Annotated in this window: 19 protein-coding genes and 1 pseudogene; 11 read left to right on the forward strand and 9 right to left on the reverse strand. The window is 65.5% G+C overall.

Going from position 1 to position 21,192, the window contains the following annotated elements:
* Positions 1 to 13 precede the first annotated feature (13 nt).
* The gene (locus G6N68_RS19365) at positions 14 to 1,501 is read left to right on the forward strand and encodes an aldehyde dehydrogenase (RefSeq protein ID WP_163715712.1); all 1,488 of its coding nucleotides are present in this window, start codon (positions 14 to 16) and stop codon (positions 1,499 to 1,501) included.
* Here the strand turns inward: G6N68_RS19365 and G6N68_RS19370 are convergent.
* The 6 genes from G6N68_RS19370 to G6N68_RS19395 form a co-directional block, all read right to left on the reverse strand.
* The gene (locus tag G6N68_RS19370; RefSeq protein WP_163715715.1) at positions 1,473 to 1,919 is read right to left on the reverse strand and encodes a MaoC family dehydratase; all 447 of its coding nucleotides are present in this window, start codon (positions 1,917 to 1,919) and stop codon (positions 1,473 to 1,475) included. The two genes, G6N68_RS19365 and G6N68_RS19370, sit on opposite strands and share 29 nt — an antisense overlap.
* The gene (locus G6N68_RS19375) at positions 1,916 to 2,452 is read right to left on the reverse strand and encodes an FAS1-like dehydratase domain-containing protein (RefSeq protein WP_163715718.1); all 537 of its coding nucleotides are present in this window, start codon (positions 2,450 to 2,452) and stop codon (positions 1,916 to 1,918) included. Before G6N68_RS19375 ends, G6N68_RS19370 begins: the two co-directional genes overlap by 4 nt.
* A 7-nt stretch (positions 2,453 to 2,459) precedes the next feature.
* Positions 2,460 to 2,882, reverse strand: coding sequence for a nuclear transport factor 2 family protein (locus G6N68_RS19380; RefSeq protein WP_163715721.1), 423 nt, complete (start codon positions 2,880 to 2,882; stop codon positions 2,460 to 2,462).
* A 40-nt stretch (positions 2,883 to 2,922) separates the two neighbouring features.
* Entirely contained in the window at positions 2,923 to 4,479 is a 1,557-nt protein-coding gene (locus G6N68_RS19385) for an AMP-binding protein (protein ID WP_163715724.1), read from the reverse strand.
* The gene (locus G6N68_RS19390) at positions 4,479 to 5,639 is read right to left on the reverse strand and encodes an aromatic ring-hydroxylating oxygenase subunit alpha (protein ID WP_163715727.1); all 1,161 of its coding nucleotides are present in this window, start codon (positions 5,637 to 5,639) and stop codon (positions 4,479 to 4,481) included. The genes G6N68_RS19385 and G6N68_RS19390 overlap by 1 nt, the downstream gene beginning before the upstream one ends.
* Positions 5,640 to 5,719: 80 nt before the next feature.
* A complete protein-coding gene (locus tag G6N68_RS19395) occupies positions 5,720 to 5,911 on the reverse strand; it encodes a ferredoxin (RefSeq protein ID WP_163715730.1) in 192 nt (63 codons plus the stop codon).
* A 360-nt stretch (positions 5,912 to 6,271) separates the two neighbouring features.
* Between G6N68_RS19395 and G6N68_RS19400 the strand changes: the two are divergent.
* Positions 6,272 to 7,502 (forward strand): annotated as a pseudogene (locus G6N68_RS19400) (IS110 family RNA-guided transposase).
* A gap of 26 nt (positions 7,503 to 7,528) precedes the next feature.
* On the opposite strand, the gene G6N68_RS19405 reads toward G6N68_RS19400, so the two are convergent.
* Positions 7,529 to 9,913, reverse strand: a complete 2,385-nt coding sequence (locus tag G6N68_RS19405; RefSeq protein WP_163715733.1) for a CaiB/BaiF CoA-transferase family protein — start codon at positions 9,911 to 9,913, stop codon at positions 7,529 to 7,531.
* Between the two features lie 65 nt (positions 9,914 to 9,978).
* Here G6N68_RS19405 and G6N68_RS19410 point away from each other — a divergent pair, with 65 nt between their 5' ends.
* Together G6N68_RS19410 and G6N68_RS19415 are read left to right on the forward strand one after the other, a co-directional pair.
* Entirely contained in the window at positions 9,979 to 10,800 is an 822-nt protein-coding gene (locus G6N68_RS19410; RefSeq protein ID WP_163715736.1) for a FadR/GntR family transcriptional regulator, read from the forward strand.
* A gap of 8 nt (positions 10,801 to 10,808) precedes the next feature.
* On the forward strand, positions 10,809 to 11,531 hold the full coding sequence (locus tag G6N68_RS19415) for an SDR family oxidoreductase (RefSeq protein WP_163715739.1): 723 nt from the start codon (positions 10,809 to 10,811) through the stop codon (positions 11,529 to 11,531).
* A gap of 234 nt (positions 11,532 to 11,765) precedes the next feature.
* Here G6N68_RS19415 and G6N68_RS19420 read toward each other — a convergent pair whose 3' ends face one another.
* Positions 11,766 to 12,614: an LLM class flavin-dependent oxidoreductase gene (locus G6N68_RS19420; protein WP_163715742.1), complete on the reverse strand. Its 849-nt coding sequence runs from the start codon at positions 12,612 to 12,614 to the stop codon at positions 11,766 to 11,768.
* A gap of 58 nt (positions 12,615 to 12,672) precedes the next feature.
* Between G6N68_RS19420 and G6N68_RS19425 the strand changes: the two genes are divergently transcribed.
* From G6N68_RS19425 to G6N68_RS19445, 5 genes are read left to right on the forward strand one after another with little or no spacing between them, the layout of a single operon-like run.
* Positions 12,673 to 13,731 carry an acyl-CoA dehydrogenase family protein gene (locus G6N68_RS19425; RefSeq protein WP_163715746.1) on the forward strand — a complete coding sequence of 353 codons (1,059 nt, stop codon included), beginning with the start codon at positions 12,673 to 12,675 and terminating at the stop codon, positions 13,729 to 13,731.
* The gene (locus G6N68_RS19430; RefSeq protein WP_163715749.1) at positions 13,728 to 14,822 is read left to right on the forward strand and encodes an acyl-CoA dehydrogenase family protein; all 1,095 of its coding nucleotides are present in this window, start codon (positions 13,728 to 13,730) and stop codon (positions 14,820 to 14,822) included. Before G6N68_RS19425 ends, G6N68_RS19430 begins: the two co-directional genes overlap by 4 nt.
* A complete protein-coding gene (locus G6N68_RS19435) occupies positions 14,819 to 15,991 on the forward strand; it encodes an acyl-CoA dehydrogenase family protein (RefSeq protein WP_205351392.1) in 1,173 nt (390 codons plus the stop codon). Before G6N68_RS19430 ends, G6N68_RS19435 begins: the two co-directional genes overlap by 4 nt.
* Positions 15,988 to 16,932, forward strand: coding sequence for an acyl-CoA dehydrogenase family protein (locus tag G6N68_RS19440; RefSeq protein WP_163715755.1), 945 nt, complete (start codon positions 15,988 to 15,990; stop codon positions 16,930 to 16,932). The genes G6N68_RS19435 and G6N68_RS19440 overlap by 4 nt, the downstream gene beginning before the upstream one ends.
* Positions 16,929 to 18,434 (forward strand): class I adenylate-forming enzyme family protein, encoded by a 1,506-nt coding sequence (locus G6N68_RS19445; protein ID WP_163715758.1) that lies wholly within the window; start codon positions 16,929 to 16,931, stop codon positions 18,432 to 18,434. The genes G6N68_RS19440 and G6N68_RS19445 overlap by 4 nt, the downstream gene beginning before the upstream one ends.
* A 132-nt stretch (positions 18,435 to 18,566) precedes the next feature.
* Here G6N68_RS19445 and G6N68_RS19450 read toward each other — a convergent pair whose 3' ends face one another.
* Positions 18,567 to 19,052: a hypothetical protein gene (locus G6N68_RS19450; protein WP_163715759.1), complete on the reverse strand. Its 486-nt coding sequence runs from the start codon at positions 19,050 to 19,052 to the stop codon at positions 18,567 to 18,569.
* A 273-nt stretch (positions 19,053 to 19,325) separates the two neighbouring features.
* On the opposite strand from G6N68_RS19450, the gene G6N68_RS19455 reads away from it, so the two are divergent.
* Positions 19,326 to 20,351 (forward strand): hotdog fold thioesterase, encoded by a 1,026-nt coding sequence (locus G6N68_RS19455; RefSeq protein WP_163715766.1) that lies wholly within the window; start codon positions 19,326 to 19,328, stop codon positions 20,349 to 20,351.
* Positions 20,352 to 20,621: 270 nt separating this feature from the next.
* Positions 20,622 to 21,047, forward strand: coding sequence for an anti-sigma factor antagonist (locus G6N68_RS19460; protein ID WP_163715769.1), 426 nt, complete (start codon positions 20,622 to 20,624; stop codon positions 21,045 to 21,047).
* Positions 21,048 to 21,192: the final 145 nt, after the last annotated feature.

Below are 21,192 nucleotides of genomic sequence, written 5' to 3' on the forward strand. Positions count from 1 at the left end.
AGGTAGCGCTCCCATGGCGGAGAATCCCCACCGTTCGTACGACGAACTGTTCATCGGTGGACGTTGGCGCAAACCCAGCACGACAGAACGACTTGCCGTCATCTCCCCACATTCCGAAGAGCCGATCGGCCATGTCCCGGCTGCGGGGCCAGCGGATATCGAGGCCGCCATCACCGCTGCCCGCACCGCGTTCGATCACGGGCCCTGGCCGCGGATGGAACCGCAACAGCGCATGCGCAAGATCGAGGGGCTAGCCGCGATTTACGGACGCCAGCTCGACGCCATGGCCGACCTGATCACCGCCGAAATGGGCTCACCACGCAGTTTCAGCAGGTTGGGCCAAGCGGCCGGGGCGGCTTCGATGATCCATCTGGCCTTGGCAGTGGCCCGCGACTTTCCCTGGGCAGAACGACGTCAGGGCGTGCTTGGTGAGGCGCACCTCCGCCGGGCGCCCGTGGGCGTGGTGGGTGCGATCGTGCCGTGGAACGTGCCGCAATGCCTGATCATGCCCAAACTCATTCCCGCGCTCATCGCCGGCTGCTCGGTGGTGCTCAAACCAGCGCCCGAAACGCCTTTGGACGCTTTGTGGTTGGCCGAGATGATCGAACAGGCCGACCTGCCCGAAGGTGTGGTTTCGGTGGTCACCGGCGGTCCGGACGTTGGCGAAGCACTGGTGCGCCACCCGGCGGTGGACAAGATCGCGTTCACCGGCTCCAGTGCGACCGGGCGGCGCATCGCCGCAATCTGCGGAGAGCAGCTGAAGCGGGTGAGCCTGGAATTGGGCGGCAAATCGGCAGCGATCATCCTCGACGACGCGGACCTCGACAAGACCGTCGCCGGTCTCAAGACCGCGGGGCTGATGAACAACGGCCAGGCCTGTGTTGCGCAGACCCGCATCCTGGTCAGCGAACGCCGCCACGACGAGGTCGTCGACGCGCTGGCCGACATGATGTCGGCACTGCACGTCGGTGATCCATCCGAGGAGAAGACCGACATCGGACCCCTTGTCGCACAACGGCAACAACGTCGGGTGCAGGACTACATCCGCTCCGGCCAGCAGGAGGGCGCACGCCTCGTCGTCGGCGGTGACGACCGCCCGGTGGAACGCGGCTGGTATGTGCGCCCAACCCTTTTCACCGACGCCACCAACGACATGCGGATCGCGCGGGAGGAGATTTTCGGCCCGGTCCTGACGGTGCTTACCTACCAGGACGAAGACGACGCCGTCCGGATCGCCAACGACAGCGACTACGGCTTGGCCGGTTCGGTCTGGACCGCCGATACCGCCCACGGCTTGGATATCGCAAGCCGGGTGCGGACCGGCACCTACGGCATCAACATGTACATGCTCGACATCAGCACGCCATTCGGCGGATTCAAGCATTCGGGCATCGGACGCGAATTCGGACCGGAGGGCCTCGACGAGTACGTTGAACTGCAGGCCGTGATCTGCAACGGAAAAATGCCGCCGCTCAACGGGGTTCGGGCAGCTGCAGAGTGATCTCGACCGGGCAGCACAAAGCGCCGTGCTGGTTGGTCACTTCGATCTGGAGATCGACCAGGTAGCGCGGCGGATCGACGGTGGTGTCGCATCGCTTGGCCACCGCCCTACCCCGGCCAACCATGGTGTCGCCCGCATAGATGGAGCCTGTCAACCGCATGGACCGACGCACCACGCGACTGCCCGGGCCCGCCCAGTCGGTCGCGATGCGGTCGGCGAACCCCGCCAGGTGCATGGTGTTGACGTAAATAGTTGGGTTGCCTTGACTTTGGGCATAGGCGGGATCGAAATGGCCGGGAAAGTAGTCCCAAGTCGCTCCGGCGTTTTCCACCACGCGTTGATAAGTGATTTCGTCGGTGACCTCGGGCAGGTCAACAGGTACGCTCAGAGCATTCCAATCGAGATCCACCGACGTCATGACGACGCCTCAGGAGTGAAGCGGAACAACGTGTTTCGAGACCTGGCCACCACCGCGCCATCCTGGCGGCGATATGTCTCCAACGTCTCGACGAAGTGTCCGACACCGAGACGGGTCCGCTTCTCCGGCGACACCGAGACCAACTCCTCGACCGCCGTGAGCAGATCCCCCTCGATGATGGGCTGCAGCAACTCGACATCGTTGGCCGCGTTGATGAACGTCGTACCCGGCAACGGCACCCGTAGCGCGAGCGATGCCGCCGGCGGACGCCCACCCGGCTGCCAAGGCGGAGGAACCAGCCATCCCATCAACAAGGCCGGCGGTGCCAGCAAACCGCCCCACTGTTGCCGCGCATACTCGGCGTCCCAGTACGAACGATTCCCGTCACGTACCAACGAGGCGAACAGCTGGATGCGCGCGCCGCTGACCGCCGTCGCCGCGGTGCGCGGTTCGCCCGCGGTGCCGACCATCCGCAACGCATCCTCGTAGCTACCGAACGCCAGTTGGTAACTCAGGCCGCGGTCCACGTGCATGTTCCGTTCACATCACCGGATGGGCGCTCGGCACCGAATCCCATTGGAGTTCACGGGATGTGAAGTACCAACCGCCGCGCTCATAGATCAGCCGATCGGAGGACGTCCCGGTGGCTCGCAGCGTCGTTTCGTCATACACCTTGGCGTACAGCACGACAACGCACCGTTGCGTCGCATTGACCCCGTCGACGTGGATCTCGTGGTCGACACTGACCAGGCGCTGCCCATTGCCGCCGTCGAAAGCCGCACGCAAATCGGTGAATGTCTCGCCATCTCGGATGAAAGTGGCGCCGGAGTGACGGAAGGTGGCGATCCACGCGTCGCGGTCGCCAGCGGAGTAGGCCCTGTTGTGTCGGGCGGTCAGGTCCAAGATGGCGGCGCGCCCCGTGGCGGCATGCAGCATCTGGTGTTCCTGGTAGGTCATGGTCATTTCTGTTCTCCAATTTCCCTGGGACCTGACGAAACCCTACTCACCGACTGACGACGTATCCGTGATCTTCACGATCCCACGCGGCGGGGCTGAGACCTCGGGCACGCAGCAGGTCTTTGCGTATCCGTCCGATGCCGTTTCTGGGAAGTTCGTCGACGATGTCGACGTAGCGCGGGACGCAGAAGTACGGCATGCGGGCGGCACAGAAGTCCAGCAAGTCCGCGGAATCCAGTGTGGCGCCGGGGCGCAATGTCAGGACTATCAAGATGTCGTCCTCACCCACATCGCTGGCGACGGCGACGGCGGCGGCTTCGGCCACGGCAGGGTGGTCCATGACGACCTTCTCGACTTCTACCGAGGAGACGTTCTCACCGCGCCGGCGCAGCGAATCCTTGACGCGGTCCACGTAGGTCAGGTTCGCATCCGCATCGACTCGGCCCAGGTCCCCGGTGCGAAACCACTCATCGTGGCGGTGCACCTGTAACCGGTCACCGACGTAGCCTTCACTCATTACGTGTGGATACCTCGGCCGACAGGCGATTTCGCCGACAGCCCCGGCCGGGACCGGGGACCCGTCCTCGTCGACGATCCGCACGTCGAAGTTCGGGTTGAGACGTCCAGATGTTCCGGGCACGCCGTCTTCGGCAACACCCTTGACGGCGATGGGAAAGGCTTCGGTCATCCCGTACATCGTCACAATGCGGCAGCCATAACGCTTTTCGATCTCGCGGTAGGCCTTGGCGTCGATCGGTGCCGCGGAGATGAACCGCAGCGGCAGGTCCGCGTCCCGCTGATCCGGTGGCAGGCTTTGCAGCATCGACACCATGGCACCGGCGCCGAAGAAGCCGACGGCACCGCGAACACGCACGTCATCCCACACCTCGGTCGGATGGAAAGCATCCGCTAGCACCGTTGTTCCGCCGATCAGCATCGGCGCCAGCACGCTGGGTGCGGCGCTCAAATGGAACAGGGGCATCGCCGTCCACAGTGTCTCACCAGGGGCGAATTCCCAGGCCGAGGCAGCGGTTGCGGCCACTGTGAACAGGTAATGCCATGACGTGGCAACCGCTTTCGACGGTCCGGTGGTGCCGGAGGTGAAGAACAGCGCGCCGACGGCTTCAGGCTCGGCGGCCTGGACTACCTCAGCGCCAGGGATGTCTGGCCAATCCTCCGGCGTCACAACGGTTGCCACGGTGTCGAGCCTGTCAAGAACTTCGTCGAGGCGTGGGCGCCGCTGTGCGTCGGTGAAGATCACCTTGGCTTGCGACAGCCGAAGGTTGTGCAGCAGGAAGTCACCCTTGTTGGCGGCGTTGACCGCCGCGCTCAACGCGCCGATCCGCGCCGCACCCAGCCAAAGGTAGACCCATTCCGGACAGGTGCCGGAGAACAGCGCCACGCAGTCGCCGCGACCGATACCCCACTCGCCCAACAGTTTTACCGCCACGAGAGACCGCTGCCGCATCTGCTCGAAGGTGATATCGGTGCCGGCGATCGACATCATCACCCGGTCGGGATGCTGCTCGGCTCTGCGATCAAGCACCGCCGGTACGGTGAATCGCTCGACGCCGAAGTCGGCGGGACCCAAGGGTCCGCTCATTAGGCGTGCGCGGCAGCGGGGTCGGGCTGGCCTTCGGGGGTATAACCAAAGTCGTCGGGCGATGGCTCTTTACCAGGATAGAAGCGATGCGCCCAACGGCGCAGAGCCGCATAGTCGTGCGCCTCCTCGGGCGCCAGATTGGGCTTCTCCAGGTATTTCATGTTCTCCCAGGTGAAGAAGTCCTGTTTGATGACCTCTTGTTGCAGTGCAAGGAACCTGGCGGCACGTCCGGTGGGCACATCGCCGGTGTCGCCGGGCTCGCGGATGGAGGCCTGGGTGTAGAAGTAGTCGGTGTAGTCCTCGTCGACCGGTGTCTGCCCGGTGACCTGGACGGTGGCCACCAGCTCGCTGGGAAAGCGCACGATGCCCAGTCCCAGTGAGTAGTTGTCGTAGATGATCTTGGCGTCGACCGGTCCGTTGGGCGTCAACCAAGTCTTCGCCCGGCCGCCTCCGAAATTGGCGTTGACGGTCGCGTGCAGGTGATAGCCGGAGACTTCGAACGAGGCGGTGTTGGCGGGGTTGGCGGCCTTGTGCACGTACTGGACGTGGTACGGGTCGGCGGCGTTCTCGATGATCATCTGCGCATGCACCTTGACCCGGTTGACCATCCGGGTGTGCGGGTGCAGCGGGTAGTACTCGTCGGTCTCGAGTTCGGGCAGCACAGGCGGCTGCCAGTACGGCGGGCGGCCGTGGCGCTCGTGCCAAACCAGGATGAAGCCGTACCACTCCGTCACGGGATAGGTCCGGATGCGGACGTTGTTCTTGCAGCCGATCTTGCTGTACGGGATCAGGGCGTTGGTGCCGTCGCCACGCCACTGCCATCCGTGCCACGGGCAAACGATGTGCTCGCCCTCCACCGTCCCGCCCACGCCCATGTTGGCACCGAGATGTTGGCAGTAGGCGTCCAGCGCGTGCACCTGGCCGGATGCGGTGCGAAACAGCACCAATTCCTCGCCGAAGTAGTGCACGCGCTTGACTTCTCCGGCGCCCAGATCGGAGGCGAAGGCGACGATGAACCACCCCGTCGGAAAGCGGTACTTCGACAGCGCGATGCCCGCCGGCCCGAACTCACGTTCCGACGGGTCTATGGAATCAGAAACGGTGTCCGTCACGAGCTCTCCGGTTCGACGTCTTGGCTCTATTTTTACTATTTTAAGCATTCAACGTCAACGCGGCGGGCATGCCAAGCATCGCCCGTTGCAGCGCAATGCTTTTCGGCGTTGACCGCGACGGCAGGTCGCTACTCGACGATCCGCAGGGCCGCTCTGGGGCACTGGTCCACCGCGGCGCGGACGTCGATCTCCCTATCCGGCGGCACCGGACCGTCGGCGATCTGCACTACGTCCTCGTCACCCAATACGAAAATGTCCGGGGCGATCGATTCGCAGAAACCGTTGGCCTCGCACATGTCCGCGTCGACAATTACCCGCATCGAACGCTCCTAATCGTTTAGTAGGGGTTGGTTACTGGTCGTGTAGGCCAGGGCGATTCCTGTGTGGTCTGCCGTTGGGTGATGCCTGGGAGCTCCCGGCGTATGACGCCTTATGAGAGAGCGGCGCGCCTGACGGCAGATCATGGCTTTCGGTGGTGGGATGCCGTTGCTCGAGCCCGCCACAGGGTCGACCTCCCGGCTAACGATCCCGAGCTTCGAGCTCTTCGAAAGAACGAGGCCCTGTGGTGTGCTGGAGTCACGGACGGCTAGTGAGATGACGGACCTTCGAGTCCTGCGATTAGGGCGCCGCGTGACCCCATCAAGGCTCGTGACCGGTTGAGTGATCGAAGGAGCGGTAATTTGGAACTTTTTTGCGGAATCGACTGGGCCACATCGCATCACGATGTCGCCGTGGTAGACGCCGACGGTCGCGTGGTGGCCCGCGGGAGGGTCGATAACGACGCGGCCGGCTTTGCACAGTTGTTGACCCTGTTGGCCGAGGTCGGCGACAGCGCCGAGCATCCGATCCCGGTGGGGATCGAAACCGACCGCGGGCTGTGGGTAGGCGCGTTGCGCGAAACCGGCCGGGCGATATATCCGATCAATCCGTTGGCGGCCTCGCGGTATCGGGCGCGGTATGCACTCTCGGGCGCCAAATCCGATGCCACCGACGCAGTGCTGTTGGCCAACATCATCCGCACCGACCCCGACGCCCACCGCCGGCTGCCCTCGACACCGAGCTGACCCAGGCTATCCGGGTACTGGCGCGCGCCCAGCAGGACGCCGTGTGGGCACGTCAGCAGATCGGCAACCAGATCCGCGATCTGCTCAAAGACTTCTACCCGGCCGCGCTGGCGGCCTTCGCAGACCTGCCCAGCGGAGGGCTGGCCCGCGCCGACGCGCGCACCATCCTGGCGGCCGCGCCAGCCCCACGCAGGCTGCAAAACTGACCCCGGCGCGGCTGCGCCGGTTGCTGGTCAAAGCCGGCCGCCGCCGTGACCTCGACCGTGACGTCGAGCGGCTGCGCAGCGTGTTCACCGACACCTACCTGCACCAACCACCCATGGTGGAAAACGCGATGGGCATCCAGCTGGCCGCGCTGCTGCGCCAGTTCGAGGCCGCGAGCGCGGCCGGCGATGACCTGGCCGAGGCGGCGATCGCCCATTTTGAACAGCACCCGGACGCCGCGATCATCACCAGCTTCCCTGGCCTGGGGAATCTGACTGGCGCCCGGGTGCTCGCCGAGATCGGCGACGACCGCGCCCGCTTCGCTGATGCCCGCGGGTTGAAAGCCTTCGCTGGATCGGCCCCTATCACCCGCGCCAGCGGAAAGAAAACCGTTGTGACACATCGGCATATCAAAAACCGGCGCCTGGCCGCGGTCGGCTCGATCTGGGCGTTGGCATCGTTGCGCGGTTCCCCGGGTGCCCGTCGCCACTTCGATGCCCGCCGCGCCGCAGGAGACTGGAACCGCCAAGCCCAACGACACCTGTTCAACAAGTTCCTCGGCCAACTCCACCACTGCCTGCAAACTGGCCAACGGTACAACGAACATCAGGCGTTTCCACCCCCTCTCACACTCGCGGCTTGACTTCTAACTTCGTGAGATGTCTTTCTCTACAGTCCGACCGGCCGAGTCCCGATGACCGCGCTGGCGGCGAGGGGCTCGAGATCTTGGTCGGTCAGCCCGCACTGATCGCGCAGTACCTCTTCATTGTGCTCGCCCAGGGTGGGCGGTGGGCGTAGCAGCCATTCCCGCTGGTCGGTGAGCAGGGCGAACGGCGGCGTCGGATACAGCGCCTGCCCAATCCGCGAATGCGTCAACGACTCGAAAAAGCCCCGGTCACGCAGTTGCGGGTTGTCGGTCACCAACGAGGGCGACACCACCGGGGCGGCCGGAACCCCAACGCTGGCCAGCAGCTCTACCGTCGGGTCGCGTTCTCGGTCAGCGAACCACGCCGCGAGGTGACTGTCGATCTCGTCGCCTCGCTCTCGTCGTCCGGGCAGAGTGGCCAATGAGTCGTCGCACCACGCGGGCCGCCCCATGAGGTCGACCAGCGCCCGCCAATCCCGATCGTCACGCACGCTGACGGCGATCCAATCGTCGTCGCCGGCGCACCGGTAGATGTTCTGCACTGCTCCGCACCGGCCGCGATTTCCGCGACGGCTGAGGGTTTGACCAAAGACCTCGTTCTCGATGGGTTGGATCGCGGTGACATTGAGAACCGCCTCGACCATCGGCAGCTCGACCTGCTGACCCAATCCGGTGCGTTCAGCGAATTGCAGCGCGGCCAGCACCGCGAACGCCGCATGGACGCCGGCCAGCGGGTCGCAGGCGCCGCGCGGGGTCACCGGGGACGTCTCCGGCAAGCCGGTCACCCAGGTCAGGCCGCCGATCTGCTCCATGGTCGGTGCAAACCCGACCCGGTCCCGCCACGGACCCTCCAGTCCGAATGCCGGCATCCGCGCGACGACGACTTTTGGGTTCACCTGCAGCAGGACGTCCGCGGTCAGCTCGAAGTTGTCCATCACCCGCGGCGAGAAATTCTCGATCACCACGTCGGCCCCGGCGACGAGCTTGAGGAACAGTTCGCGACCTTCCTGCGAGCCCAAATCCAATGTGACGGAACGCTTGTTGGTGTTCATCGCGTGGAACACCCAACCGTATTCCCACCAGTCGTCCACGTCGGTGCGCATGCCGCCCGAGTTCCTGATGCCGTCGGGGCGCTGAATCGACTCCACCTTGATGACGTCGGCACCGAAGGCGGCCAACAGATGGGTCGCGGCCGGGCCTGCCCAGAAGGCGGTCAAGTCGATCACGCGAACACCCTGCAGCGGCAAACCTTGTGGCACTGGTTCGCCGTCTAATTTGTTTGTGCGTGACGGGATTCCATCGTTGTCCGCGCCGAGGGCGGGGGTCGTGCCCACCGGCGCCGGCGCACACCGCGACATCAGCCACGGGGGGCGCGGCTGGTGAAAACCGGCGGGATTGCGGACGAAGGCCCCGCGCTGGGTCACGTAGTCCGTCTCGCGGATGGTGGCCCCGTTGCCCAACGCCGCGATGGGCAACCGGAACAGCTGCCCCAGCTCGACGATTTCCTCGACGGTCCGCTCGGCCATCCACGGCCCTATCGATTCGAAGATGTAGTCGCGGAATTCCCAACGGCCGATTTGGAATCGAAGCTGCGGAATCTCCTCGAACTGCGGGCATTCCACCATTGCGGCGAAGTCCAGCCACTGCTGCCCGGTAACCATCGTGATGCCGACATAGCCGTCCTTGGCCGGCACGATGGAAGGCACTTCCAGGGTGCGACGGACCGGGCCAACCTGCAGCAGCTGCGAATGTAGCCATTCGCTGCTCTGCATCGCCGTCAACGCTTCGAGCATGGACAGGTCGAGATGCTCACCCGGACCGCCGCGCCGAACACGCCGGTGGACCGCCAGGGCGCCGAAAGCGGCGTACACCCCGCCCATGAACTCCCCCAGGTCACCGCCGATCGATATCGGCGGTCCGGCGGGGTCACCCCGAAAGCCGGGGGAGCCGGACCAGGCTTGCAGCGTGAACTCGTTGGCCGCGCGGTCGGCCCACGGCCCTTTCCAGCCGAAGTCGGAGATCGTGATGATGACGGCCCGGGGCTGATCGGCCAGCAGCCGTTGCGGCTCGATACCCAGAGCGGGGGCCTGCGCGCGGCCGACGGTGGCGATGACGACGTCCGCGGCCCCGAGTTCGGCGCGGTAGTGATCGGAATTCGGAGCGATGCACAAACTCCGCTTGCCGGCGTTCAGGTAGCTGAAGAACGGCGAGTCGGCGTCGTCCGGGATCGGCGAGCAGGTTGCGGAATACCGTCGCAACGGATCCCCTTGCGGCGGTTCGATTTTGTAAACCTGCGCCCCCGCGTCGACCAGCAGCTTGCCGCAGTAGCTGCCCGCTATGCGGTCACTGACCTCAACGACACGCAACTCGTCGAGCGGTGTGGGCCGATTATCGGCCTCGCGACTCACGCGGCTATTTATACCATTACTGCTAAAATAGCTAAGCCAGCGACTGTGCGAACTGCGAGGATCGGATGACTGCCTTGGGAATTGGACCCGACGCCCGTCGCCGATTATCGGCGCCGAGAATCGCCGAAATCGTAGCCGACGAGTTGCGCCGCCAGATCATCGACGGCGAACTCGCCGACGGCGATCTGCTGCCGCGCCAAGAGGTACTGGTCGAGCAGTTCAATGTCAGCCTGGTCTCGCTGCGAGAAGCGCTGCGAATCTTGGAGACCGAGGGTTTGGTGTCAGTGCGGCGGGGCAACCGCGGCGGCGCGGTCGTGCACGCGCCGGCCAAGACCAACGCCGCCTACATGCTCGGTCTGCTGTTGCAGAGCGAGTCCGTCGCGGTGGCCGACCTCGGCATGGCGTTGCAGGAACTCGAACCCGCGTGCGCCGCACTGGCGGCCCAGCGACCCGACCGCGCCGACACGCTGGTGCCGGAACTCAAGCAGGTCAACGACGCCATGGCCGAAAACCTCGACGACGGGCGGGCTTTCACCGAAATCGGGCGCCAGTTCCACAATCTCATCGTCAAGGGCTGCGGAAACCACACCATCATCGCGGTCGTCGGCAGCCTGGAAACCCTGTGGACCAGCCACGAGCAACAGTGGGCCGATGAGACCTCCGCCCGGGGCACCTACCCGTCCCTGGCCAAGCGCCGCGCGGCGCTCAACACTCACATCAAGCTGACCGAGACGATCGCCGAAGGTGACGTGGACCGGGCGCGACGCATCGCGGGTCGCCACCTGGCCGACACGCAGACCTACGTGTTGTCCGGGCGGCCCGACCAACGGATCTATGCGCTGTCCCCGCAGGCGTTGTCGCGCACGCGGGATATCCGGCGAACGTAAGGGAAACATTGCGAACCGCGTTGGTCACCGGCGGCAGCGGCGGGATCGGAAAAGGATGCGCCGCCAAACTATGTGAACGCGGCTACGACGTGGTGCTGGTGGCGCGCCGGGAGGCCCCGCTGCGCGCCGCGGCCGCCGAGATCGGCGCCCGTCATATCGTGGCCGATGCCTCCGATCCGACCGGGTTCGCCGAGGCGATAAGCGAACTCGAACGGATTGACCTGGTCGTCCATGCGGCCGGCACGCTGGGCGGAACCTACGCGCGCAAGCAGACTTTCGACCAGTGGCAGAGCATCATTTCGGCCAACCTCGATTCCTGCTTCGTGGTGACCTCGGCTGTTCTGCCGCGAATGCGCGCGGGCTCGCGACTGGTGTTCATCTCCTCGTCGGCCGCGCACGAGCCGATGCCCGCCCGCACCGCCTACTCGGCGTCGAAGGCCGGCATGAACGCGTTCGCCCGCGCGTTGGCACTCGAAGTCGACCGCGACGGGATCAGCGTTCACATCGTGACACCGGGGCCGGTGGAAACTGAGATGCTGCAAGACGTTCCCTTCGAGATGTATGCGATCCAGGTCTCCGACGTCGCCGAAACGGTCGCGTGGCTGGACACCGTCGATTCGTCCGTCGACCTACCGGAGATCAGGCTGAGCGCCGTGCAACGTGGCCCCTTCGCTCGTCCACCCGTGGTGCCGACCGAGGCCCGCCGCCGCGCCAAGGGTAATTCCCATTGACACGCCACCCGCACATTGACTCTGCAGTCTTGGCGGCGTCTACTCGCACTTCTCCGCCCTAGGCGCAGAGTCAACACTGCAACACGCCACCCTCCCAATGACTCTGCAGTCTTGGCGGCGTCTACTCGCACTTCTCCGCCCTACGCGCAGAGTCAACACTGCAACGCGCCACCCTCCCAATGACTCTGCAGTCTTGGCGGCGTCTACTCGCACTTCTCCGCCCTAGGCGCAGAGTCAACGCCCAAGAGTCAAGCCCTTGATTACGGATTCGCCGAATTCGGTGAGTGATTCGGGCGCGGCGAAGTCAGCGAACCACACGTAGAACCGCTCCACTCGTTGCGCGGCCAAGCCTGCGAAATACTCGACGAGTTCGCCGGCATCACCGCAGACCAGCCCCGGGCCTAGATGGCCGAACCGCCGGTTGCTCACCTCGCGCACAGCGGCGGGATCGTCCCCGGTACGCACGAAGCCCACCATCTGCTGAACCGAGATCCGTGCCGACCCCGCGGCGGCGGCCAGCTGCGGCAGCCTGTCAATATGGGTGCACTGCAGATTCCACCAATCAGCGTATGTACGAACAAGTTCCATCATCCGTGGCCCACGACCACCTAGGACCAGCGGGATCGGATGTTCCGGCCGGGGCACCTGACCCCGCTCTCCCTCGCTCCAGTACTCCTTGATGAGGGCCAGGTGTCGACCCAATTGATCCACCCGCGCCACCGGATCTTGCTGGCCTACATCGAATCTGGCCATCTCCGCGGGCCAGGACCCGGAACCCAAACCGAGCTCGAACCTGCCGCCGGACGCGGCCGACAGCGTGACAGCCTGCTTGGCCAGCACCGCCGGATGGCGGAACGCGTCACAAAGCACCAGGTGGCCCACCTTGAGGCGCTGTGTACTCGCCGCGATCCAAGTGGCAATGCCCATTGCCTCCCAAATGCTTTCGCTTGGCCGACCCGGCGCTTCCAGATGGTCGATGAAGGCGATGCCGTCGAATCCGCTAGCCTCCGCGCAGCGAGCGCGTTCGACGATGTCGGCCACTGCCAACCGCACCTGCGGCAGGAACAGATACCACTCGACCATGCGCCCTCCGATTGCAAGCGAACCGCTAGTTTACTATTTTTATTATGTTAGGGGTCTTATGGATGTTGGTGGTCTGACTTCGGAGCAGTTGTCGTTGCGCGACACCGTGCGCGACGTCCTGCGCACCGAGTGTCCCCCCGATGTCGCGCACCAGGCCATCGCGGATCCGGAACGCTGGCGACCGCTGTGGAAGACGGTAGTGGACCTGGGCTGGACGGAGCTGGCCGCGCCGGACTCCGCGGACTTCGGACCGTTGGAACGGGTCGTGGTGCTCGAGGAATGCGGTGCGGCACTGGCGCCCGTCCCATTGTTGAGCAGCGTTGGTCTGGCCGCCGGGGTGCTGCGGGCCTGCGGCGGCCAGTTCGACGGCGTCCTCGGCGACATTGCCGGCGGTGCCGTCGCCACGCTGGCCGTGCACTCCCCCGGCCAGCGGCTGGGCGGAGCGCCCATGTCGCTGCGGCAGGGACGGCTGCGCGGACGTGCGGTCGCGGTCCCGAACCTGCCGCGCGCGGAACTCCTCGTCACACTGGCCACCACCGACGACGGCGTGGTGGTCGCGGTCGTACGGGTAGGCGATGGCGTGGCAATCGAGTCGGGTGAGTCCCACGACCCCGCGCAACCCGTAGCCGACGTCGAGATTGACACCGAACCCCTGGCGACCGCGCCTATCAGCAGCATCGAATCCGTGCTAACCGCGCCGCTGGTGGCCGCGGCAGCCGACCTCGTCGGGGTCGCCGCCGCTGCCCTGCACCTATCCGTCGAACACGCCAAGACCAGGCGCCAGTTCGGCACGCCGATAGGCGCGTTCCAGGGCGTCAAACATGCGCTGGCCGACAACTACGTCAGCGTCGAGCGTGCCCGCAGCCTGACCTACGCCGCGGCCGCCAACGGCGACTGGACCACCGCGGCGATGGCCAAGGCGGCTGCCGGGGACGCGGCGGCCAACTGTGCGCGCACCGCAGTGCAGGTACACGGGGCGCTCGGGCAGACCTGGGAGCACGACGCCCACCTCTACGTCCGGCATGCGTGGCAGGCGGCGGCAATGCTCGGTGACAGCCGGGCACTGTACGCCGAGTTAGGCCGCCGCTACTGCAGCGAAGGCGGAGCCACGCTATGACCGCGATCATCGACGAATTCAGCGCCTGGCTGACCGAGTTTCTGCCCGCCGACTACTACGAGCGTTATTCCGAGTACCGCTGGGACATGACGCTGCGGCGCGGGTACCAGCGCGCGGCGTTCGAAGCGGGCTGGCTGCAACCCACCTGGCCGCGCGAACACGGTGGCCGCTCGCTGGGCTTGCGCGACGCGATGGAGATCCGGGTCGAGGCGGCGCTGCGGTCTGCACCCAAGATGCCCAACATCGCCGGCCCGAATGTCGCGGCCCCGGGCATCCGTCAGTTCGGCACGCCAGAGCAAATAAACCGCCTGCTGGTACCTCTGCTGCGCGGCGACGAGTGGTGGGCCCTGGGCATGTCCGAGCCAGAGGCGGGGTCGGACTTCGCCGGGTTGCGCACCCGCGCCGAGCGGGACGGTGACGTCTTCCGCGTGAACGGACACAAGATCTGGACCACGCAGGCACACCTGTCGCGGTGGTGCACCCTGTACGCCCGCACCGACCCTGACGCGCCGAAACACCGTGGCATCTCTTGCCTCATCCTCGACCTGCAATCGCCAGGTGTGCGAATCGAACCCATCCGGATGGCGTCGATCTCGGACGAGACGTTCTGCGAGGTGTTCCTCGACGACGTCGAGGTGCCCGTCGAGAACCTCCTGGGTCCGCTCAACGGTGGTTGGAACGTCGCGCTGGCTTCGCTGCAACATGAGCGCCAGATGATCTGGATCATGAACTGGGTCGAGATCAAGCGCGGCCTCGACTCCATAAAGGGCGCTGACGACGAGACGATCTATGCGGAACTGGGTTCGCTGCTCGCCGACGCCGAAGCGCTACGCGCCACCGGCTACCGCGCGCTGAGCAACGAACTCGCCGGCCGGCTTAGCCCGGAAGCCGACACCATGAAACTTCTCGGATCCGTTACTTTGCAACGTGTTTGGGAATTGAGCGCAGCAGTCGCCGGCCCGAGCGCGACGCGTGACCGCGACCTGCTGTTCGAACGGCAGGACGCGTTGGCCGCGACCATCTACGGCGGGACGTCCGAAGTCCAACGAAACATCATTGCCGAGCGGCTGCTCGGGCTGCCGAAGGGATGACGACGATGGATTACGAACTCGGCGATGACGCGGCCGAACTGCGGACGCACCTGCGGCAGTTGATATCCGACAACCTGCCGGCCGACTTCCTCGGGGCCTGCACCGACGATCCCAAAGACTTGGCCGCCACCGAGTCGTTCTGCAAGTTGCTGGCCGCTGAGGGCCTGTTGGCGCTGGCGTGGCCGAAAGAGCATGGTGGCGGCGGTGGTTCGATCTGGCAGCAGACGGTACTGCGCGAAGAGATGTGGGCCAACTACGAACCCCGGGGTCCGCAGTACATGGGTATCAACTGGGTGGGCCCGGCGATCATGCGGCACGGCACAGCCGAGCAGAAGGCCAAGCACCTGTCCGCCATCGCGTCCGGTGAAGTGATCTGGTGCCAAGGGTTTTCCGAGCCGGAGGCCGGAACCGATCTCGCCTCGTTGCGCACCCGCGCCGTTCGGGACGGCGCGGACCCCACGGGCACGGGATGGCGCATCACCGGCCAGAAGGTGTGGACCTCGTATGCCCGGATGGCGTCGTGGTGTGTGTTGGCGGCCTGCACTCATCCGGACGCGCCGAAGCCGAAGCGGCTCAGCCTGTTTCTCATTCCCATGGACCGGCCCGGATTCACCGTCCGGGGGATCCCATCGATGCTCGGGCCGCATCACCTCAACGAGGTGTTCCTCGACGACCTACCGGCAACCGACGACGACATCTTGGGCGAACCCGGCGACGGCTGGCGGGTGATGCGCGAAGCGCTGGCGTTCGAACGCGTGGGCATCGCCCGTTATGCACGCTGCGAATCGCTGCTGCACCGGATGCAAGCCGAACTCGGCGACGACTGGGACCAGCTGCCCGAATCGATTCGCGCCCGCTGGGTTCGGGCCCTGGTCGATCTGCGGGTGGCCCGGCTCATGGCGTATCGCGCCGTCTCGCTGCAGGACGACCCGTCCGCGGGTGCGGCCGCAAGTGCGGCGCGCATCGCCACCACCACCTGCGATCAAGTGGTCGCGGAGCTGCTGTTCGACGTGCTGGGGCCCACCGCGTTGGACAGTGGTCCTTCGGCCGCGCTGCACGGGGCGATCGACGACCATTGGCGCTACGCCCAGGCCGCCACCGTGGCATCCGGCACCATCGAAGTCCAGCGGATGATGGTGGCACGCGACGTATTGGGAGAACACCGGTGAATACCGAACTACCACAAGATATTTCCGACTTCGCCGCCGTCGCCGGCAAGCGACTCGCCCGGGTAGGAGGGCCGCAGGCCGCGCTGCACGCCGAGACCGACGACGCCATTCGCGACTCCGCTCGCGCCGCCCTGGACGAGGTCGGCGCGTTCGAACTCGACGTCCGGTCCGGATCCGACGACCTCCTCGCGGCCGCGGTGCTCTGCCAGGCCGCCGGGGCCACCGCGTTGCCCTACCCGGTGGTCGAGGAACTCCTCGCGATCGACGGCGCCCGACTGGCGTTGGTCAACCCGGAAGCCCCCCGCATCGACCACGGTGACTTGGCGGGCGCGTGGGTCGCCGCCGACCTCGACGGCCACCTCTACCGCCCGCAGCCGGGGGCGCGGTCCAACGCCAAGCTGGGACCGTTCCTGGTACCGGCCACCTTGGATGGACCCGTCGGACCCGAAGGAACCGTGCCGGCCGCCGACGTTAACCTTCATCTCGTGCTGGGATCGTGGCGGATTCTGGGAACTGTGCAGCGGTCGTTGGACATCGCGACCGAGCACGTGCAGGCGCGAATCCAGTTCGGCAAACCGCTGGCGGATTTCCAAGCCGTCCGGTTCGCCGTCGCGGATGCCTCCGTCGCGGTGCGCGGACTTCACGAGCTCGCCAAATACACGCTCAGCCGGACGAAATCGGTTCCGGCACCGGTCTCCTCGGCGGACGCCCTGGTGCTACGGCTTAAAGCCGCGGACACCGCCCGGCAGGTGCTGCGCACAGCCCACCAGTTACTCGGCGCGCTGGGATTTTGCGACGAGTCGGACATCAGCGTGTTGGACCGGCATGTCCAGCCGCTGATTCGGCTGCCGCTGAGCGCCGAGGCGCTCAGCCTCCGCCTGCTGCCCGGTGTGCGCGACGGATCGCTGGAAACCCTGTTCAGCGAGCCGGTTTCGGTATGAGCACGCAACCCGCCACGGCCACGGAGCCGGTCAACCCGTTCGCCGACGGCATCCCGTTCGGGACCAAGTTGCAGGGCCTCGCCGAAGAACGACCCGATAAACCGGCGGTGACCATCGTCGCGCTCGACGGCAGCACCCAGGCGCTGACCTTCGGTGAACTCGACGTCCGCGCAAACCAGTGGGGCCGGGCGCTGGCCGCCAGCGGCGCTACGACGGGTTCTCTTGTTGCGCTCGCCATCCCGAACTCACAGCATCTCGTTCTGGCCACGCTGGGCTGCTGGAAGATCGGGGCGGTCCCGGTTCCCATGCACTGGGATCTGCCCGAATGGGAGCGCAACCGCGTGCGCGAGGTGATCAACCCCGCCGTCGTCGTCGACGAGCAGACCCGGTGGGAGTTGGACGCCCGTGCGGCTAACGAGTCAGGAAGTCCGCTGCCCGAAGCCGTTTCGCCAACCGCCAACGGCATCTGCAGCAGCGGGTCGACGGGCGTGCCCAAGGTGATCCTCACCCTGGCACCGTCATTGTGGATCCCCCAGCAAAGCGAGCCCTTCCTGGCGAACTGGACGCCCGTCGCCAAGCCGCAGACCATCATGGTGCCCGCGCCGATGTACCACACCAACGGCTTCGCCACCTTCCTCATGCTGCTCGACGGCGACCATCTGGTGGTACTCGAAAAGTTCGACGCTGCACTGGTTGTGGACGTGATCGAACAATTCCGGATCACCAACTTCACGGCCACTCCGACGATGTTGGCGCGTATCGCCGCGCTCCCAGACATCCGGCAGCGGGACCTGTCCAGCATTGTGTTCATCCTGCAGGGCGCCGCGGTGATGCCGCCGTCGTTGCTGCGAACCTGGTTCGATCTGCTCAGTCCGGAGCAGATCGTGACCGCCTACGGCATGACGGAGAATCTCGGGCTCACCGCACTGCGTGGCGACGAATGGCTGACTCATCCGGGCAGCGTCGGCCGGGGCTTCCGGGACACCGAGATTCGAATTCTGGACGCGGACAAGAACCCGCTGGGCCCGGGCGAAGACGGTGACGTGTACCTGCGCGCGCCCATGAGTGCCGGCTACCGCTACCTCGGGGGCGCCCCACCGCTGCCCTCGACGGAGGACGGGTTTCGGTCCGCCGGCGACATCGGCCACCTGGACGAGGACGGTTATCTCTATATCGTCGACCGCCGAGCCGACATGATCATCACCGGCGGCGCCAATGTCTTTCCGGCCGAGGTCGAATCCGCGCTGTCCGGGCATCCCGACATCGCCGACGTCGTGGTGATCGGCTTGTCCGACGCACAATGGGGACGGCGGGTGCACGCGGTGGTCCAGCCGTCACCACTAGCGAAGGCGCCGCTGACCGAGCAGCAGGTGATCGAGTACGCCAAGAGCCGATTGGCCCCATACAAGGCGCCCAAGACGGTGGAGTTCGTCGACACCATTCCGCGAACCGCAGCGACCAAGGTCAACCGTTCGGCGATGATCGCGGCGCGGGGCGGCTGACACCGCGGCTGACACCGCGGCTGACAGTGTGGCCGACGCCGGGACCGGCCGCGGGCCGACTACCTAGGACTAGGTCTCGACCCGCTACACCGTTCCGGCAAGGGTTTTCAGCATGGCTGATCGGTCAGGCCGTCACGCCTTTTCGCTCCACCACTTGAACAGGCTGTCGATGGTCTCGCCTTTGCCCTCGAGAACGCCGACCCTGAGCTTCGAGGTGTCACTCCAGATGACAGTGGGATACCCCTCGCTGGAAACTGCGCACTCGACCTGACCCGCCGTCTGACTGCTGCCCTCACTCCATTCCGCTGGCGAACCTTTGCCGCCTGGGCAGGTGGACGACACCTTGTACCCGCCCGACGCCGGGCCAGTCTTGAATTCTGAAGCCAAGTCACTTGAATTCGCATAGAGCAGGAACAGCGCATACGAGGGTCCGCCCGTGTCGCTGTTCTGGTCACAAGTCACTCTTTCAACCGCGGGCCCCGAAGCCTGTTTTTCGACGCAATTCGCCGAGGAAAAGCCTGGGGGCAGCATTTCCATGAGTTTGCCCGAAGGCGCCGCAGCGGAATTCGCTGTCGAACTGAGGACTACGGCACCGCCGCAGGCGGCGATCGCGACCAACCGGGCAGCGACAGTACAAAGAGACATCACAACGAACTCCTATGCTTGCGGGACATGAGTCGTATGCCAGCAACAGGTCCGACCGCATACCGCTTGCATCGCCGCCTCACCAGCAAACGATATCCTCGCAGACGTCAATTGCAAGGGGAAGTTTCGCCGGCGCTCGCCCCGGCCTGTCTGGAATCCTGTTACGCGCGCGGTAACCTCATTCTCAGGTGCCGGGGACCGCGCCCCGGGACCGGGACAGTGCCCCCAGACGAGGAGAAACCACTCATGGCCGGCGCCAGCGATGAAGCCGAAGTGACACGCAGCGAGCGCTTCATCAAAACGGCGGTCGAGATCCTCGGTGAAACCGGACGTACCGATTTCACCGTGCAAGAAGTCGTCGCGCGTTCCAAGACATCACTGCGCGCCTTTTATCAACACTTCAGCAGTAAAGACGAACTGCTGCTAGCACTTTTCGATCGAACCATGGTGCAGGCCGCGGAGACGTGGCGCGCGGAAACGCAGGGACTCGACAGCACGGCGGCTCTCAAGCTCGTCCTCGACCGTGTCAGCGCCCAGCCCGAGTCGAGCACCCAGGACAGCCTGAACCGGGCGCTGAGCCTGTACAACCAGCACCTGGCCGAAACACGCCCCCGCGAGTACGCCCGGGTCCTTTCTCCCCTGCATCGACTGATCCGCGACATCATCGGGCAGGGCATCACCGAGGGCGTCTTCAATCCCGGACTCGACGTGGGAGCGGTCGCCGCAATCGTCATGCAGACAATGCTCGGCGCGCTCCGGTTGCGTTGGCTGGGAACCGAATTGAACGGGACACCGGTCGACGCCGGCCAACTGTATGACTTCTGCACCCGCGCGCTCGGAATCCGCGACACCGACGACCCTTCGGGCGAACCCACGCTGGCCGAACTGTTCGCCCAGATTGGCTTGCGACCCGCCACGACGGCCAACGACGGCGAGTTTGCCGTGACGATGCCCGTCAGCCCCCAGGTGGTGAACACCTCCGGCGCACTCCAAGGCGGACTCATCGCCACGCTCGCCGACGTGGCGGGCGGGCAACTCGGGCTCCAATACCTCGAACCCGGCACGGCGATGACGACCTCGGATTTGGTCATTCGATACCTGCGCCCGATCCGGCAGGGATCGGCACGGGCGGTGCCCAAGGTGTTGCGGGCCGGTCGCCGATCCCTAGTCATGCAGATCGACATTTTCGGGGACAACGACAACGAACTCGCCGCGACCGCAACGGTGAATTTCGCCATCATCAAACACCAAGGCACGGCCGCTAGCGAATAAGCGCGACGCCGATACGGCGATGCAGGACCCAAACTTCGGCCCGTAGATGGCCCGTAGATAGTGCCTGGGTGGCGAGTGGATCACCCGTTGATTGCGCGGGGATTGCACGTGGCTCGAATGCCTGCCACAAGAAGTTGTTCTGTGTAACGTATTGCCGAGCGAACCGGGGCCCAATCGTTTAGATTCTCTATAGACGGGCCCCGGTCCGGATTGTCAGATGTAGAGCACGGTTAGTCCGGGGGGCCGGCGTAGCCGAACGGGGGGTACACCATGAAAGTCGCTCGAGCGGAGTCGTACACCACTCAGGTCATGCTCAGCACGCGGCTGGCGGCCGAGTTGGGCGAACCGCACAGCACACTTCGCGCCGTCACGCGGCGCAACAACTCCGCAGTGGTCATCTGCGCGGGCGGTGAGATCGACGCCGCCAACGAGCACACGTGGCGCCGTCTGGTGCGGGAGGCAGCCGCTATCGCCACTGCTCCGGGACCGTTTGTCGTCGACATCAATGACGTCGCCTTCATGGGGTGCTGCGCATTCGCGGCCCTGGCCGACGAAGCGCAACGGTGCCGTCGGCGCGGCGTCGAACTGCGTGTGGTGAGTCTGGACCCAGGGGTCCAACGGGTCGTCGACGCCTGCGGCTTGTCTGGCGTGCTGCCGCTCCATCCGACCGTGGAGAGCGCTCTTACCGCGTCATAGCTTGAGCTCATGCCGGGCTGCGGGGGCAACGGACCCCCAAAATTGGTGCGGCTGGTCAGTTCCGGGCGTTGCTAACCTTAGTGGTGCTGGCGAATTCCGTCAGCGCAGCTGACTAGTTTGCTCACCGGTCCGTAGGAGGGACGGC

The organism is Mycobacterium bourgelatii, assembly GCF_010723575.1.
Lineage (GTDB): Bacteria > Actinomycetota > Actinomycetes > Mycobacteriales > Mycobacteriaceae > Mycobacterium > Mycobacterium bourgelatii.

Bases quoted from the DNA above. Each gene is read 5' to 3' on its own strand.
- G6N68_RS19370 (WP_163715715.1), bottom strand. From the start codon at position 1,919: ATGACGTCGGTGGATCTCGATTGGAATGCTCTGAGCGTACCTGTTGAC.
- G6N68_RS19375 (WP_163715718.1), bottom strand. From the start codon at position 2,452: ATGCACGTGGACCGCGGCCTGAGTTACCAACTGGCGTTCGGTAGCTAC.
- G6N68_RS19410 (WP_163715736.1), top strand. From the start codon at position 9,979: ATGACTGCCTTGGGAATTGGACCCGACGCCCGTCGCCGATTATCGGCG.
- G6N68_RS19460 (WP_163715769.1), top strand. From the start codon at position 20,622: ATGAAAGTCGCTCGAGCGGAGTCGTACACCACTCAGGTCATGCTCAGC.
- G6N68_RS19395 (WP_163715730.1), bottom strand. From the start codon at position 5,911: ATGCGGGTAATTGTCGACGCGGACATGTGCGAGGCCAACGGTTTCTGC.
- G6N68_RS19430 (WP_163715749.1), top strand. From the start codon at position 13,728: ATGACCGCGATCATCGACGAATTCAGCGCCTGGCTGACCGAGTTTCTG.
- G6N68_RS19390 (WP_163715727.1), bottom strand. From the start codon at position 5,639: ATGCTTAAAATAGTAAAAATAGAGCCAAGACGTCGAACCGGAGAGCTC.
- G6N68_RS19380 (WP_163715721.1), bottom strand. From the start codon at position 2,882: ATGACCATGACCTACCAGGAACACCAGATGCTGCATGCCGCCACGGGG.
- G6N68_RS19455 (WP_163715766.1), top strand. From the start codon at position 19,326: ATGGCCGGCGCCAGCGATGAAGCCGAAGTGACACGCAGCGAGCGCTTC.
- G6N68_RS19365 (WP_163715712.1), top strand. From the start codon at position 14: ATGGCGGAGAATCCCCACCGTTCGTACGACGAACTGTTCATCGGTGGA.
- G6N68_RS19445 (WP_163715758.1), top strand. From the start codon at position 16,929: ATGAGCACGCAACCCGCCACGGCCACGGAGCCGGTCAACCCGTTCGCC.
- G6N68_RS19420 (WP_163715742.1), bottom strand. From the start codon at position 12,614: ATGGTCGAGTGGTATCTGTTCCTGCCGCAGGTGCGGTTGGCAGTGGCC.
- G6N68_RS19435 (WP_205351392.1), top strand. From the start codon at position 14,819: ATGACGACGATGGATTACGAACTCGGCGATGACGCGGCCGAACTGCGG.
- G6N68_RS19425 (WP_163715746.1), top strand. From the start codon at position 12,673: ATGGATGTTGGTGGTCTGACTTCGGAGCAGTTGTCGTTGCGCGACACC.
- G6N68_RS19385 (WP_163715724.1), bottom strand. From the start codon at position 4,479: ATGAGCGGACCCTTGGGTCCCGCCGACTTCGGCGTCGAGCGATTCACC.